This window comes from Mycobacterium conspicuum, from assembly GCF_010730195.1.
GTDB classification, from domain to species: domain Bacteria; phylum Actinomycetota; class Actinomycetes; order Mycobacteriales; family Mycobacteriaceae; genus Mycobacterium; species Mycobacterium conspicuum.
Genome location: NZ_AP022613.1, coordinates 4,707,029 through 4,721,494, shown reverse-complemented (window position 1 = coordinate 4,721,494; position 14,466 = coordinate 4,707,029). Strand labels below are relative to the sequence as shown.

General features: G+C 67.0%; 15 protein-coding genes. 6 read left to right on the top strand and 9 right to left on the bottom strand.

Translation table 11 applies throughout. The features are described from left to right. Positions 1-85 precede the first annotated feature (85 nt). Entirely contained in the window at positions 86-424 is a 339-nt protein-coding gene (locus tag G6N66_RS21535; RefSeq protein WP_085233617.1) for a DUF732 domain-containing protein, read from the top strand. On the opposite strand, the gene G6N66_RS21530 is transcribed toward G6N66_RS21535, so the two are convergent. From G6N66_RS21530 to G6N66_RS21510, 5 genes are all read right to left on the bottom strand, one after another. Next, positions 421-3,255 (bottom strand): MMPL/RND family transporter, encoded by a 2,835-nt coding sequence (locus G6N66_RS21530; protein WP_085233618.1) that lies wholly within the window; start codon positions 3,253-3,255, stop codon positions 421-423. The two genes, G6N66_RS21535 and G6N66_RS21530, sit on opposite strands and share 4 nt — an antisense overlap. Continuing rightward, positions 3,252-3,650, bottom strand: a complete 399-nt coding sequence (locus tag G6N66_RS21525) for an MmpS family transport accessory protein (protein WP_085233619.1) — start codon at positions 3,648-3,650, stop codon at positions 3,252-3,254. The genes G6N66_RS21530 and G6N66_RS21525 overlap by 4 nt, the downstream gene beginning before the upstream one ends. 204 nt (positions 3,651-3,854) lie before the next feature. Next, positions 3,855-4,280, bottom strand: coding sequence for a hypothetical protein (locus G6N66_RS21520; protein WP_372515816.1), 426 nt, complete (start codon positions 4,278-4,280; stop codon positions 3,855-3,857). A gap of 31 nt (positions 4,281-4,311) precedes the next feature. After that, positions 4,312-5,130 (bottom strand): hypothetical protein, encoded by an 819-nt coding sequence (locus G6N66_RS21515; RefSeq protein ID WP_085233621.1) that lies wholly within the window; start codon positions 5,128-5,130, stop codon positions 4,312-4,314. After that, on the bottom strand, positions 5,127-5,735 hold the full coding sequence (locus G6N66_RS21510) for a TetR/AcrR family transcriptional regulator (RefSeq protein WP_085233622.1): 609 nt from the start codon (positions 5,733-5,735) through the stop codon (positions 5,127-5,129). The genes G6N66_RS21515 and G6N66_RS21510 overlap by 4 nt, the downstream gene beginning before the upstream one ends. 145 nt (positions 5,736-5,880) lie before the next feature. Here G6N66_RS21510 and G6N66_RS21505 point away from each other — a divergent pair, with 145 nt between their 5' ends. The 3 genes from G6N66_RS21505 to G6N66_RS21495 are packed head-to-tail and all read left to right on the top strand — an operon-like array spanning position 5,881 to position 8,241. After that, positions 5,881-6,873, top strand: coding sequence for a GNAT family N-acetyltransferase (locus G6N66_RS21505; RefSeq protein ID WP_139825274.1), 993 nt, complete (start codon positions 5,881-5,883; stop codon positions 6,871-6,873). 6 nt (positions 6,874-6,879) lie between these two features. Next, positions 6,880-7,557 carry a DUF5642 family protein gene (locus G6N66_RS21500; RefSeq protein ID WP_085233623.1) on the top strand — a complete coding sequence of 226 codons (678 nt, stop codon included), beginning with the start codon at positions 6,880-6,882 and terminating at the stop codon, positions 7,555-7,557. A gap of 27 nt (positions 7,558-7,584) precedes the next feature. Then, on the top strand, positions 7,585-8,241 hold the full coding sequence (locus G6N66_RS21495; protein WP_085233624.1) for a DUF5642 family protein: 657 nt from the start codon (positions 7,585-7,587) through the stop codon (positions 8,239-8,241). On the opposite strand, the gene G6N66_RS21490 is transcribed toward G6N66_RS21495, so the two are convergent. Beyond that, positions 8,238-8,843: an alpha-ketoglutarate-dependent dioxygenase AlkB gene (locus G6N66_RS21490; RefSeq protein WP_232079380.1), complete on the bottom strand. Its 606-nt coding sequence runs from the start codon at positions 8,841-8,843 to the stop codon at positions 8,238-8,240. The two genes, G6N66_RS21495 and G6N66_RS21490, sit on opposite strands and share 4 nt — an antisense overlap. Before the next feature lie 58 nt (positions 8,844-8,901). On the opposite strand from G6N66_RS21490, the gene arcA reads away from it, so the two are divergent. Continuing rightward, entirely contained in the window at positions 8,902-10,110 is a 1,209-nt protein-coding gene (gene arcA, locus G6N66_RS21485) for an arginine deiminase (protein WP_232079379.1), read from the top strand. A gap of 52 nt (positions 10,111-10,162) precedes the next feature. Here arcA and G6N66_RS21480 read toward each other — a convergent pair whose 3' ends face one another. Together G6N66_RS21480 and G6N66_RS21475 are read right to left on the bottom strand one after the other, a co-directional pair. Continuing rightward, positions 10,163-11,011: a hypothetical protein gene (locus G6N66_RS21480; protein ID WP_085233625.1), complete on the bottom strand. Its 849-nt coding sequence runs from the start codon at positions 11,009-11,011 to the stop codon at positions 10,163-10,165. Between the two features lie 103 nt (positions 11,012-11,114). Beyond that, positions 11,115-12,641: a dolichyl-phosphate-mannose--protein mannosyltransferase gene (locus G6N66_RS21475; RefSeq protein WP_163645967.1), complete on the bottom strand. Its 1,527-nt coding sequence runs from the start codon at positions 12,639-12,641 to the stop codon at positions 11,115-11,117. Between the two features lie 78 nt (positions 12,642-12,719). Between G6N66_RS21475 and rsmI the strand changes: the two genes are divergently transcribed. Continuing rightward, complete coding sequence (gene rsmI, locus G6N66_RS21470; RefSeq protein ID WP_085233675.1) at positions 12,720-13,568, top strand: 16S rRNA (cytidine(1402)-2'-O)-methyltransferase; 849 nt, start codon at positions 12,720-12,722, stop codon at positions 13,566-13,568. On the opposite strand, the gene G6N66_RS21465 is transcribed toward rsmI, so the two are convergent. Further along, positions 13,565-14,440: a hypothetical protein gene (locus G6N66_RS21465; protein ID WP_139825275.1), complete on the bottom strand. Its 876-nt coding sequence runs from the start codon at positions 14,438-14,440 to the stop codon at positions 13,565-13,567. The genes rsmI and G6N66_RS21465 overlap by 4 nt on opposite strands. Positions 14,441-14,466 lie beyond the last annotated feature (26 nt).

The following is a 14,466-nucleotide window of genomic DNA, read 5'->3' as shown; positions in this document are numbered from 1 at the left end:
CGCTTTGGGGCCGCACACTGTCGGAACCCCAAGGGCCCCAAGAACCTAAGAAGCGTCAAGAAAAGCGGAGAAAGGAATCGCATCAATGCTTCCCCCTCGCTGGCTAGCCAGACTGACCATCCCGGTTGTTGCGGGCGCCGCCCTGGTTGCCAGCACCGCGATTGCGACCGCCGACCCCGCGGACGGCGCCTACCTTGCTCAACTGCGCGCTCAGGGCTTCACGTGGCCGCCGGATCAGGGCCACGACGTCGCCATGGTCGAGCTGGCGCGCCACATCTGCTTCGACCGCTGGTTCGTGGGTCTGCCGCCGGAGAAGATCGCCCAGGACGTCCACGCCGTGATGGGGGCCCAGGGCTTGTCGTTCGGCGATGTCACGGCGATGGTCAACACCGCCGAAGCGGTCTACTGCCCCAACGGCGGCTAGCTCTGTCCCACCGGCCGTAGCGGACGGGAACGCACCAGCGTCGGCCACCAGAACCAGGGCCCGAGAATCCGCAGGATGCAGGGCACGACGAACGAACGCACGATCAGCGTATCGAGCAACAGGCCGATGCACACCGTGGAACCCACCTCACCGATGGTGCGCAGGTCGCTGGTGAGCATCGCCAGCATGGTGAACGCGAACACCAAACCGGCGGACGTCACCACGCCGCCGGTGCTGCCGAGCGCGCGGATCAGGCCGGTGTGGATTCCGGCGTGCAGTTCCTCCTTGACGCGCAGGATCAGCAGCAGGTTGTAGTCCGAACCGACGGCCACCAGGATGATGAACGTCAGCGGCAAGATCAGCCAATGCAGCGGCAGGCCGATGAGGTGCTGCCAGACCAGGATTGAGAGACCGAACGCTCCGGCGTAGGAGAAGGCCACCGTGCTGGGAATCACCAAGGCGGCCATCAGACTTCGCGTCAGGAACAGCATGATCAAGAAGATCAGCACGAAGGCGGCGATCGCCACGATGAGCAGATCGGACGCGGCGTATCCCTTGATGTCCTTATTGGTTGATCCGGATCCGCCAATATAGACTCGCGCGCCGGCGAGCGAAGTCTCTTTCAGCGCAACGGTTATCGCCGTGGGGAACTGTTCGACGTGCTGCACACCGTCTGGGCCGTTGGCGTCCCCCTCGTGCGTGACGATGAACCGAGCGGCCTCCCCGTCCGGCGACATCAGCAGCTTCATGCCGGTTTTGACGTCGTCGTTGTCGAAGCCCTCGTGCGGGATGTAGAAGAAGTCATCGCTGCGGGCCTGATCGAAGTCGAGCCCCACGTTGACTTGGTCGAAATAGGTCTGGCCGGTCTGGGTGGACTGCAGAGAAGACTGCCCGTACGTGCTGACCAAAAGATTGGCCAACGCCTCCGAGTCGTCGGCGGTGAGTTTCAGCTGGATGATGATCTGCGGGATGATCTTGTCGAGCGCCTCGAGGGAGGTCTTGGCGGCGGTGATGTCCTCGGCCAACTTGTCGATGTGGTCGAGCGTGTCGAACACCGACCTGAACGTCCAGCAGATCGGGATGTCGAAACAGTGGCGTTCCCAATAGAAGTAGCTCTTGATCGGTCGGAAGAAGTCGTCGAGATTCGAGATTTCCTCGTTCATCTCGTGGGTGACCCGTTCGAGATCCTCGACGGTGAGCACGGTCTGGTGCAGCTCGTCGGACATCTGTTGGAAGAAGCCGATTTCCTTGCGCAGGACGGCCACGCTGTGTCGCGTGATCTCCGCCTGCTGGCTGGTATTGGCGTTCTGCTGTTGGTTGAACGGAAGCTGTTGACCGCTACCGCTGCCCTGCGTGGTGAACAGGTACGGAATCGTGGCATGTTCCAGCGGCCGACCCATGGGCCGGGTGATGCTTTGCACCATCGCGACGCCGGGCAGCCGGATGAGCGCCTTCGCCACCCGGTCCAGTGAGATGAAGTCGGCCGAATTGCGCATGTCGTGATCGGTCTCGACCATCAGCATTTCCGAGAACAGCTTGCTCTTGGGGAAGTGCCGATCCGCCGCGGCGAAACCCTGATTGGCGGCGGAATTATGCGGTTGGTACTGACGGTCGTCGTAGTTCTGCCGGTAGGTCGGCACGAAGATCGCCCCGAACACGACGGCGGCGCTGCTGGCCGCAAGGATCGGCACCGGCCAGCGGACGACGCTGGCCCCGATTCGCCGATACAGTTGCGCCTTGGCTTTGCTCTTCGGGTCGAAGAGCCCGAAGAGGCTGCCCACGGTCAGGAAGGCCGGGCCGAGCGTCAGCGCGGCCGCGATGGTGAACAGCATGCTGATGGCGACGGCGGGCCCCATGGTGTGGAAGTAGTTGAGCCGCGCGAACGTCAGGCAGTAGCACGCCCCGGCGATCGTCAGCCCGGAGCCCAGGATGACCGGCGTCACGCTCTTATACGCGGTGTAGAACGCCTGCTCCCTGCTTTCGCCGTCGTGGCGCGCCTCGTGATAGCGGCCCATCAAGAAGATGCCGTAGTCGGTCCCCGCGCCCAGGGTCAGCGCGACGACGATGTTCACCGCGAACGACGAAAGCTCGATGTAGCCCAGATGCCCAAGGGTTGCGATAACCCCTTTGGCGACAAGCATTTCGAACAGCACCCCGGCGAGGGGCACGAACAGGGTGACGATGGAGCGGTACACCAGGAGCAACATCCCGATGATGAGAAAGATCGTCACGATCGTGATGTCGTTCAAGCTCGAGTTCGCGATGGCGACCGTGTCCGAGGCGAGCGGTGCCGCGCCGCTGACGTAGACCCTGAGCCCGGGCGGCGGCGTGTCCTTCGCGACGATGCTCCGCACGGCGGCCACCGATTCATTGGCCTGCATCTGGCCGATGTCGCCGGCGAGCCGCAGCAGCACGTAGGTGGCCTTGCCGTCGAGGCTCTGCGCCCCCGCCGCGGTGATCGGCTTGCCCCACAGATCCATCACGTACTGCACGTGCTTGGGGTCTTGCTGCAGTCGGCGCACCAACTCGTCGTAGTACTGATGGTCCACGTCGCCCAGCGGCCTGGTGCCTTCCAGCACGACCATGGCCAAGCTGGTCGAATCGGACTCGTGGAACTTCGCACCGATGGACAGCAGCGCGCGCTGCGACGGCGCGTAGTGCGGGACCACCGGCCCCGCCAATTCCTCTGCGACCCTTTCCACTTGCGGCATGAAGGTGTTCGTCGACACGGCAAGAAGCGCCCAGAAGGCGATGATCGGTATCGCAAGGACGCGAACCATTCTGGGGACGAAGGGTCGCTTCATCCTGGGCTCGCTGATGGGGTCGCTCATGCCGACTTCACTATGCAGAAGACGTGCGCGTCCTGATGGTCGTCGGACTGTTCCGCGCGCACAACGCCATTCACCAGCAGGCGGCAGCCGACTTGACCACCGTGAACCTGCGCCGAGATGCTGCCGGACACCACGGTGAGGGTGGTCGCCTCGGTGTGCGACCACGGCAGGGTCGTGAGATCAACTTGATGCGGATGCCCGTCGACGTCGACCCAGACCAGCATCCCCCCCTGCCCGACGGAGCCGGACAACTCATACGTGATCCGTTTGAGGTTGAACTCGGGAGGTGCTGCCGGGGTGTTGACGGTGACGACGGGTTCGGGATTGGAGAATTCGTGGACCTTGAACATGGCCACCGCTCCCACGGCGACCACAATGACAGCAACCAAAGGCATCCAGACTCGCGCCAAGACGGTCCTGCCGACTGAACGAGGGCTCACTCGATCACCTTTCGGAAACCGGTCCCGGTCATCGTATGCCTGCCCCCGCTCCGCCCTGGTGGTCAGTGCAGATAGTAGACGGTCATGTACCCAATGGACATGTCAGGTGCACACACTATCGGCACCGGGGCCGCAACGCGACTGCGAGGATGGCGACCGTCAAGGCATTTTCCGCACACGCCGTCGCAACCGGGCGCTGCGCAGAATCTGAGTGGTGAAGTTCATCGCGGCCAACATGGGGAACACCCCGAGAAACGTGCGCTCTGACGGGGTCGCTCCATGCAAGTGGTACAGGCTGCCAAACACGTAAAAGCATCCCACCGCGAACAGGGCACCGGGGATGCATAACGCCAACGGAGAGCTGCGAATAGCGATGATTTGCTTCGCATAGTCCAACTCTTCCGGCGACATCGGTTCGCGGTTGCGCACTTTGCGTACCACGGTTTTGGCGGCGCCGATGTCTTCGCCTAGCGGAGGAGGCACTCGGTCGCCGAGTCGTTTGACATACACGGCAGCGGCGGCAGTGCAGACCAGCGCCAGCGCCAGCGCGATGAGGCACAGCCCACCCCACAAACCCGAACCCAGCATTTCTGCAGAATACGCGGGCAGCCGGTCGTCAGGGATGGGTGACCAGATACGTCTCGTTGTCCAGACCGGCGGTGAGTGCGTCGACGTCGAACGGGCGGTCGAGTCGCGCGCCCAGCTCGTCGGGGTCGACGAGCAGGCTGATTTCCGCGGTTTGACGGGCGAACAGCCGGCCGATGCGCGGGTAGAGCCATCGCATGACGGCTCGTTCGGCGGCCGTGCAGCGCGACGCGCAGTAGCCGACGTGGCCGATCTCGTCGGTGAGGATTTCGCTGTAGAGCAGCGTGACGCGTTGGGCGACTTCGGGTTCGTCGGCGAACAGTTTCATGCCGACGCGGCGCAGCGCGTCGAACATCGCGCACCCGGCCATCTCCGAGGCCCCGACGAACAGGATCCCCAGCCGCTCCGGGGTGAACACCGCGGTCTTGACGAACTGGCGCATCACGAACGGCGGCGGAACCACCTGAAACGTCAGGTCGAAAACGTCGAGGACGTAGGCCAGCAACCGGGTGTGGTAGTGCTCTTCGAGTTCGAGGTACACCCGTTCGGGCGGGACGGTCTCGTCGCTGTTGAGGCCGTACGTCTCCCCGAGGCCCACGCCGAATCGTTCGGCCTGATTCAGCTTGGCGGTGGCCAACAGGAACAGGATCTTGCGGTCCAGGCCCGGTTCGGGTCGGCGGCGGTGCAGGTTCCGCAGAAACGTCGCCCGGTCGGCGGGGTGGGCGGATCGGACCGGATTGGTCTCTAGGCCGTTGAAGAAATCCTCGCGATTCGCCAACCGCCGGTTGAGTAGATCGGCGTCCCCGTCCCGGCGCTTCAAGAAGTCCCGGTAGCCCTCGATCCCGTTCATCGCGTTTCCATCCCCTTCACAATCGTCGTGACATACCGACCCAGCGCTTGGTCTTGGGCGCCAGTGGCCAGCAACGCGAACAGTCCGGTCAGAAAGAACATCGCGAGCTCGGTCGCGTCCTGCGTGGGCGCGACCCGGCCGTGTTGCTGCGCGTGGGTGATCGCACCGATCACGAACTCCGCCAATGGATGTTCGGTCAACTGGTCCTCGGGCGGACGGGTGGAGGAGAAGTGCAATCCCAACATGTCCCGAAAGACCACCGGGCCCAACCGGCGCTCGGCGGCAGCCACCCGCCGCACCAGCAGCGACAGCATCGCCGCCAGGTCGTCGGCTTCGGTCTGCGCGGCGCCGAGTTCCTCGACGATCCTGACCTCTTCGCGGCGTTCCAATTCGACCAGCACGTGTTCTTTGGTCGGGAAGTGAAAGTAGAACGTGCCCCGCACCACGCCCGCGGCGCTCGCTATCGCACTGACGTCGGCGCCGCCCAGCCCGGACCGGTCGATTTCGGCCAGTGCCGCGTCGAACAGGCGCGCCCGCGTCTCCAGGCGCCGGATCTCTCGAACTCCACTCGCCGGCTGTGCTCCGGCCGTGACTGACGGACCCATGCCTGGCACGCTACCCAAATCCATTGCCAGCCGTCAATGACGACTGTCAATGACGGTCGTCAGCGCTACGCTTGCCGCCGCAGGTGCCGACGCCATAGCCTGGGTCGGGTCGGACCGCGAGATGCACAGTGAGCAGGGGACCGCAGTGACCGAACTGATCGGCGCCCGCGCGGAAGAGCTTGCGACGATGGACATCTTCGCCGGCTGCCCGATCGAGGACTTGATGCCGCTGGCGGCGAGCCTCGAGCCACTGCGGACCGCCGCCGGCCAGGTCCTGATGCAGCAGGGCGAGCGGGCGGTTTCGTTCCTTCTCATCTCGTCGGGCACCGCCGAGATCCAGCACGTCGACAGCAACGGCGTGGTGTCCGTCGGGCGGGCATGCGCCGGCGAGATCATCGGCGAGATCGCCCTGCTGCGCGGAATCCCGCGGATCGCGACGGTGACCACCACCGAGCCGCTGACCGGATGGGTCGGCGACAACGACACCTTCACCCGGATGGCGCACATTCCCGGCGTCATGCTGCGGCTGCTGAGCCTGGTGCGCCAGCGGCTGGCCGCATTCATCACGCCGATCCCGGTGCGTGTCCGCGACGGGACAAACCTGTTCCTGCGCCCCGTCCTGCCCGGCGACCGCGAGCGGACCGTGCACGGACACGTCCACTTCTCCAGCGAGACGCTGTACCGGCGGTTCATGACGGCGCGCGCGCCGACCCCGGCGTTGATGCACTACTTGGCCGAGGTCGACTACGTCGACCACTTCGTCTGGGTGATGACCGACGGCAGCGACCCGGTGGCCGACGCGCGTTTTGTCCGCGACCACGACGATCCGACGGTCGCCGAGATCGCATTCACCGTCGGCGACGCCTACCAGGGCCGGGGGATCGGGACCTTTCTGATCGGCGCGCTGTCCATCGCCGCGAGGGTCGACGGTGTCGAAAGGTTCTCGGCGCGAATGCTTTCCGAGAATGCGCCGATGCGCGCGATCATGGACCGCTACGGCGCGGTGTGGGAGCGTGAAGACGTCGGGGTGATCACCACGGTCATCGATGTCCCTCGGCAACGCGAGCTGAGCTTCGGACGCAACACGGCCGAACAGATCAAACGCGTTGCCCGCCAGGTGATCGAAGCGGTCGGCTGAACGAGCATGCGGCCGTTCTGGATTGGCCCGGTGGTCCTGCTCGCGGCCGGGTGCGTTCATTCGTCCGCACCACCGGCCGCGCCGTCGGTGAAAACGCCGACGCCGCGCCACACGGTCGTCAACCCCGCCAACATCAAACGGGTCGCGCGTGCGCTGCCGGCCGGCTACGAGGTGACCACCAGCATTCCCAGCACGGCCTCACCCGAGGTGATCTGGAGACTTGAAGCTCCCGTGACGGCCAAGCCGCCGCAGTGCGCGCCACTCGCCGACCCAGGCGAGGGACGCGACCAATCGGCCCAAGGCATCTCCGGGTCGGGTTCGGGCGGCATCGTCGACGCGGTAGTGGTGTTTGTGCCGGGCTCGCCCGAACCACTGGCACCGGACCACGACGTCGTCGCCGCGTGCGGGCAGTGGACGATGGCCGGGCGCACCTTGGTCAGCGTCCGGCTCACCGACGCGCCGCGCATCGACGGCGTCGAGACCATCGGCATGGTGGCCGACATCCGCACTTCCGTCGAGTCCGGAACCGAAATCGATTCCCGGGCATATACTTTCACCGCCTACCTGGGCGACTACTACGCGTTCACCACCCTGACGACCGATCCCGGCTCGGCGCTGCCGGCGCTGCCGCCGCAATTCGCCGCCGATCTGTTGGTCAAAACGGTGTCTACCTTGCGCGGCTGAAGGCTTGCTTTGGGTAGATTGGCCACGATGTTCAAGGTGGTGCTCGCGACCGCATCGGTGTGCCTGCTCGCCGGATGCTCCCCGGCTCCGAATGCCGCCTCCTCCAATGCGGACATCGCCAAGATCGCCGGCGTCAAGTCGAGCTTCGGGTCGGAGTTCAACGTCACCAGCGTCGGCGAAAGGGCGATTGACCCCAAGCTGCTGTCCGCCCGCAAGCTGCCCGACGGGCTGACGTTCGATCCCCCCGCCTGCGCGAAAGCCGCGGGCGGGCCGGAGCTGCCGCCGGACCTGCAGGGCAACATGGCCGCGGTATCCGCCGAGGGCAACGGCGTCCGCTATGTCGTCATCGCGGTGGAGACCTCCAAAGAGGTGCCGATCCAGGACCCCGGCAAGGACTGCGCCCGGGTGGGTTTTTCCGGGCAACAGATACGCGGCGCCATCGAGGTGATCGACGCGCCCCACATCGACGGGGCGCACACCCAGGGCCTGCACCGCGTCCTGCAGGCGGTGTACGACGGGGGACCGCACACCGGGGAGCTCTACGACTACTCCGCGCAGTTCGGCGACTACCAGGTGATCGTGATCGCCAATCCGCTTGTGGTGCCGGGCCAGCCGGTGGCGAAGGTGGACACGCAGCGCGCCCGCGACTTGCTCGTCAAAGGGGTCGCCGCGGTCCGGGGCTAGCGCACGTCGCGCGGGCGGAACTGGATGCTTACCCGCGGTCCCACCGGCGCGGACGTCTTGGGCACCGCGTGCTCCCACGTGCGTTGGCAGGATCCGCCCATCACCAGCAGATCGCCGTGGGCTAGGGGCAATCGCAACGACGGGCCGCCGCCGCGTCGCCGCATCGCAAAAGTCCGCGTGTGCCCGAGGCTGACGATGGCCACCATGGTGTCCTCCGCGCTGCTGCGGCCGATGGTGTCGCCGTGCCAGGCGACGCTGTCGGAGCCGTCCCGATAGCAACACAGCCCGACGGTGGTGAACGGCTCGCCGAGCTCGCCGGCATAGATGTCGTTGAGCCGGCGGCGCAATCGGGTCAGCACCGGATGCGGCGGCTCCCCGATGGTCAGGTCGTGGAAACTCACCAGCCGCGGCACGTCGACCACGCGGTCGTACATCTGGCGGCGTTCGGCGCGCCACGGCACGGTCGAGAGCAGCTCGTCGAGCACGCCATCTTCGTCGGAAAGCCAGCCGGCGCGGATCTCGATGAAGGCCCCGTCGCCGAGCTGCCTGCGCTCGCTGTGTTCGAACAGCGAGCCTTGTACCCCCTGTATCCGGGTCGCCACACGCGCCAGTCTATCGCACATCCGTTCGATCACGGGTGGAGCCGCTACCGTGCTATCTGTGGAGCCTGTCGAGCTGGGCACGAATTCCGAGGTAGGCACGCTACGGGTGGCCATCCTGCATCGCCCCGGCGCCGAGCTGCTGCGCCTCAACCCGCGTAACAATGACCAGCTGCTGTTCGATGGCCTGCCGTGGGTTTCGCGCGCGCAGGAGGAGCACGACGAATTCGCCGAGCTGCTGCGCTCGCGCGGCGTGGAAGTGCTGCTGCTGTCCGAACTGCTGACCGAGGCACTGAACAGTGGGGCCGCCCGGATGCACGGGGTCGCCGCCGCCGTCGACGCGCGCCGGCTCGGAGCCCCACTGGCGCAAGAGCTTTCGGCCCACCTGCGTGGCCTCGAGCCCGCCGCGCTGGCCCGAGTGTTGATGGCGGGCATGACGTTCAACGAGCTGCCGTCGGACACCCGGACCGACGTGTCGCTGGTGCTGCGCATGCACCACGGGGCGGACTTCGTGATCGACCCCCTGCCGAACCTGGTGTTCACCCGCGACTCCTCGATCTGGGTCGGGCCGCGGGTGGTGATCCCGTCGTTGGCGCTGCGGGCGCGGGTGCGCGAGACGTCGCTGACCGACCTGATCTACGCCCATCACCCGCGGTTCACCGGCGTGCGGAAGGCCTACGAGTCAAGGACGGCGCCGGTCGAGGGCGGCGACGTGCTGTTGCTCGCCCCGGGCGTGGTCGCGATCGGGGTGGGGGAGCGGACCACGCCGGCCGGTGCGGAAGCGTTGGCGCGCAGCCTCTTTGACGATGGTCTTGCGAACACGGTGCTGGCAGTGCCGATCGCGCAGCGGCGCGCGCAGATGCACCTGGACACGGTGTGCACGATGGTCGACGTCGACACCGTGGTGATGTACGCGAACATCGTGGACACGCTCACGGCGTTCACGATTCAGCGCACGCCCGCCGGTGTCACCATCAGCGACGCCGCTCCGTTCCTCGACGCGGCCGCCAACGCGATCGGCATCGACAAGCTGCGGGTGATCGACACCGGCTTGGACCCGGTGGTCGCCGAACGCGAGCAGTGGGATGACGGCAACAACACGCTGGCGTTGGCGCCGGGCGTCGTCGTCGCCTATGAGCGCAACGTGCAGACCAACGCCCGCCTGCGGGACGCGGGCATCGAGGTGCTGACCATCGCCGGCTCCGAGTTGGGCACTGGCCGCGGCGGGCCCCGCTGCATGTCCTGTCCCGCCGCGCGCGACCCGCTCTAGCGTTAGCGTCGAGATTGCCGCCATGGTCGTGATCGGCACCAGATCACAGCCTTCACGGCAATCTCGGCGATGACCGGCGGGTCAGTGCGTCGCGCGCCCGTCGAATGATCGCGTTCGCGGGATCCTCGCGTACCACCTTGATGACGTGCCAGCCGAGACGATCGCACAACTCGGCTCGGCGGATGTCCTTCACATACTGTCGCCGGTCGGTGCGGTGTTGGTCGCCGTCGTACTCGAGGGCCACTTTCGGGCCCTCCCAGCCCATGTCGAGGTACGCAACGAGGAGGCCGTCGGTGACCTTGATCTGGGTGACGGGCCTGGGTAAGCCGGCGTCGATGAGGATGAGCCGCAGCCACGTTTCTTTCGGCGACTGCGCGCCGCCATCCATCAGCGCCAAAGCATCTCGGCACTGGCGCACGCCCCTGGCTCCTTTGTGACGCTCGATCAGCGGCATCACATCGCCAGCGGTGACGCCGGTCGCCGCGGACAGCGCGTCGAGATCGCGGACCGCCGCACTGCGCGGGTGGTGTCGAGCCAAGTCGAACGCGGTGCGCGCGAGACTCGTCACCGGTAGTCCGCTTAATCGCACGTTCTCCTCGGGGTGGCAGGCCTCCCGCCGAAGGATCACACCCGGCGGTGCATGGTGGAACGGGCCTAACAGCTCGACCGGAGTGAAATCGTCGATCCACTTCGCACCGTGCAGGGCGGCGGCGGCGCGGCCGGCGACGATCCCCCGGCGGCCCGACCACAACCAGGCCGCGTGAATGTCATGCCAGAGCGTCCTCGGTTCGTTCTTTGGTAAATAGACATCGCGATGGAGTTGGCGGTAGTTCCAACGCAATTGACCGCGCGTCAAGACACCGCGCCCTATTGCTTCGCTGCCCAGAAAGACCCCTGCCACGCGACGATGATGCGCATGGGCACCGACATGTCGTCGAGATTGCCGCCATGGTCGTGACGCGCACCCCAATCACAGCCCTCACGGCAATCTCGGCAAAAGAAACTCACCGCCAGCTCGGCAGCCAGATCTCCATGTTCCAGGTCTGCTGGGAGATCGGCAGTCCGGTGAGAACGGGAAACAGCCACGCGAAGTTCGTCACCACCAAAGCCACGTAGCACGCCGCGACGAGCAGGCCTAAGGTGCGTCGTTCCGGGCTTTGGGGTTGGGGCCCGCGGCGTGCGGGATAGAGAATGTCGCCGAGGATCAGCGCGATGGCCATCACCAGGAACGGCCCCATCGTCGCGGCGTAGAAGAAGTACATCTGCCGGTCGATGTCGGCAAACCACGGCAACCACCCGGCACAGTAGCCGACCAGCACCGCGGCGTAGCGCCAGTCCCGTCGAACGGCCGTGCGCCACAACGCATATAGCAAGACCGGCACCGCCAGCCACCACATGGCGGGCGTGCCGACCATCATCTCCGCCTTGACGCAGGATTGGCCGCCGCACCCGGAAACGTTTTGCTGGTCGATGGCGTAGAGCACCGGCCGCAGCGACATCGGCCAGCTCCACGGCTTTGATTCCCACGGATGGTAGTTGCCCGCGGAATTCGTCAGTCCGGCGTGGAACTGGAACGCCTTGGAGCTGTAGTACCACAGCGAACGCACCGCGTCGGGCAGCGGGATATCCGAGTGCGGACCGATGGTCTGGCCCACCTCGTGGCGGTCGATCGCGGTCTCGGACGCGAACCACGGCGCATAGCTGGCCAGGTACACCGCGGCGGGGATGAACGCCAACGCGTATCCGGTGGGGAAAAGATCCCGTCGCAGAGAGCCCAGCCAGGGGCGGGTCACTTGGTACTGGCGGCGCGCCGCGACGTCGAACGCCAACGACATCGCACCGAAGAACACCACGAAGTACAGGCCGGACCACTTTGTCGCGCAAGCCAATCCGAGGAGCACGCCCGCGCCGAAGCGCCACCAGCGCACCCCAAGCCGCGGACCCCAATCGGTGTCGGCGGTGCGGCCCCCCAGCAGCGCGGCGTGCAGTCGCTCGCGCACCTGATCGCGGTCCACGATGAGCGCGCCGAACGCCGCGACCACGAAGAAGCTCAGGAAGCCGTCCAACAGCGCGGTGCGCGCGGCGACAAAGCTGACGCCGTCGCAGATGAGCAGCAGCCCGGCGATGGCGCCGACCAGTGTCGAGCGGCTGATGCGCCGCACGGTCCGCACCACCAGCGCCACCATCACCACGCCGAGCAGCGCGCCGGTGAACCGCCAGCCCACCCCGTTGTAGCCGAAGATGGCCTCGCCGATCGCGATCAGCTGCTTGCCAATTGGCGGATGCACCACCAGGCCGAAGCCGGGATTGTCTTCCACGCCGTGGTTGTGCAGCACCTGCCAGGCCTGCGGCGCGTAGTGCTTCTCGTCGAAGATGGGCGTGCCGGCATCGGTCGGTGAGCCGAGGTTCAAAAACCGGGTCACCGCGGCCAGCACGGTGATCACGCCGGTGACGATCCAGCCGCGCGCGGTGTCCAGCGGCCCGAAATCGGCCACCGGAACCAGCGGCCCCGGGCTGACGAGCGGCAGCACACGCCCCGGAACCACGGCGGCGGATTCGCGGGGCGGGGCGGTCATCTGGTCGATCGTAGGCTGTCCGTCATGACCGCGATGAGGAGCGGCGCAGCTGAGGGTGGTCGGCTGTTGCTCGCTGCGACCCCCTTGGGCCAGCCCTCGGACGCGTCCGCGCGGCTGATCACGGCGCTGCGGTGTTCCGACGTGGTGGCCGCGGAGGACACCCGACGGGTCCGGACCTTGGCTAAGGCGCTGGACGTGACGATCACCGGCCGGGTGGTCAGCATGTTCGATGCCGTCGAGGCCGCGCGGGTGCCCGTCCTGCTCGACGCGATCAAGGCCGGCGCGACGGTGCTGGTGGTCAGCGACGCCGGCATGCCGGTCGTCAGCGATCCCGGCTATCGCCTGGTCGCGGCCTGCGTCGAGGCCGGCCTCGCGGTGCAGTGCCTGCCGGGGCCGTCGGCGGTGATCACCGCGCTGGCCGTCTCGGGGCTGCCGGCGGACAAGTTCTGCTTCGAGGGCTTCGCGCCGCGCAAGGGCTCGGCACGCCGGACCTGGCTGGCCTCGCTGGCCGACGAGCGGCGCACCTGTGTGTTCTTCGAGTCGCCGCGCCGCTTGGCCGCGTGCCTGCGCGACGCCGTCGAACAACTCGGCGGCGCCCGCTCGGCGGTGGTCTGCCGCGAGCTGACCAAGGTGCACGAGGAAGTGCTGCGCGGATCGCTCGCCGAGCTGGCGACGTGGGCGGCCGACGGCGTGCTCGGCGAGATCACCGTCGTGCTGGCCGGCGCCACGCCCAGCGCCGACCCCACCGCGCTGGTGGCGCAGGTGCATGACCTGGTGGCCGGGGGGATGCGCGTCAAGGACGCCTGCAACCAGGTGGCCGCCGCGCATGCGGAGGTCAGGTCGAGCCGGCTCTACGACGAGGTGCTGCGGTCACGCCGCTAGATGCAGGGCTGCCACCAGCCGATCCACGGCCCGCAGATCACCGGGGGAGGCGGCAGCGGAGGCGGCGGCGGCAGGTTATGCAGAGCCACCAACACCTGTTCGGGGCTCGGCAGCACCGGCGGCGGAAGGTTACGCAGCATCGGCAGGGCGGCCTGTATCGCCGGGATCGACGTCAGCTTCGACAGGTTCACCGAGTTGAGTTGAGCGACCACGGCCGGGTCGAGTTGCTCCAACACGTTCGCGCCCGGAACCAGCAGTTTGACCAGGTTGGCCGTCGTCAGATTCCCCGTGTTGTTGAGCTGGTTCAACTGGTTCAGCAGGAACACCAGAGCGACGCCGGTCCCGCCCAGCGAGGCGACCGCCGAAATCAGGCCCGACGCGCCGCCCACCACGCCGCCGATGATCGGGCCGGCGGCCTGCGACGCCTGCGCCGCGACCAAGGCGTTCACGACGGCGTTGGCCTGGTTCATCAGCTCCGGCGGGATGGGGATCTGGGTTCCGGGTATGTACGTGGTCGGCTGGCCGGGGGTCGCCGGCGCCGCCAACGCGGGCACCGTCGGTGCGGCCGGTGGGCCAACCAAGGCCGGCGCTATCACCCGCGCGGCCGCCGGTTGCCCCAGCAGCGGCGGCGGCACGGGCCGCGCCGGTGCCGCTATTGGCGCCGGCGGTGCGGGTGGTGCCGGTAGCGCGGCGGGTGCCGGCGCGGCCGCCGGTCCCGTTTGAGGCACCAGCACCGAGGCCATTCGCTCGCAGGATGCGACCGTGCACGCCGTCGAGGCCTGCGTCGGCTTATCGACCGCGCTCAGCGGAGAAATTGCCACCGCCCCGCCCAGCACGGCGGCTGCGGCCGCGCCAAGGACAGCGACTCTCATCACAGATCCCCTCGCTGTCGACTCGC

What these genes read in the sequence shown, in the direction of transcription:
- rsmI (WP_085233675.1), top strand. Translation starts at nt 12,720, where the DNA reads ATGAGGAGCGGCGCAGCTGAGGGTGGTCGGCTGTTGCTCGCTGCGACC.
- G6N66_RS21500 (WP_085233623.1), top strand. Translation starts at nt 6,880, where the DNA reads ATGCGGCCGTTCTGGATTGGCCCGGTGGTCCTGCTCGCGGCCGGGTGC.
- G6N66_RS21495 (WP_085233624.1), top strand. Translation starts at nt 7,585, where the DNA reads ATGTTCAAGGTGGTGCTCGCGACCGCATCGGTGTGCCTGCTCGCCGGA.
- G6N66_RS21530 (WP_085233618.1), bottom strand. Translation starts at nt 3,255, where the DNA reads ATGAGCGACCCCATCAGCGAGCCCAGGATGAAGCGACCCTTCGTCCCC.
- G6N66_RS21510 (WP_085233622.1), bottom strand. Translation starts at nt 5,735, where the DNA reads ATGGGTCCGTCAGTCACGGCCGGAGCACAGCCGGCGAGTGGAGTTCGA.
- G6N66_RS21465 (WP_139825275.1), bottom strand. Translation starts at nt 14,440, where the DNA reads ATGAGAGTCGCTGTCCTTGGCGCGGCCGCAGCCGCCGTGCTGGGCGGG.
- G6N66_RS21535 (WP_085233617.1), top strand. Translation starts at nt 86, where the DNA reads ATGCTTCCCCCTCGCTGGCTAGCCAGACTGACCATCCCGGTTGTTGCG.
- G6N66_RS21515 (WP_085233621.1), bottom strand. Translation starts at nt 5,130, where the DNA reads ATGAACGGGATCGAGGGCTACCGGGACTTCTTGAAGCGCCGGGACGGG.
- G6N66_RS21525 (WP_085233619.1), bottom strand. Translation starts at nt 3,650, where the DNA reads ATGCCTTTGGTTGCTGTCATTGTGGTCGCCGTGGGAGCGGTGGCCATG.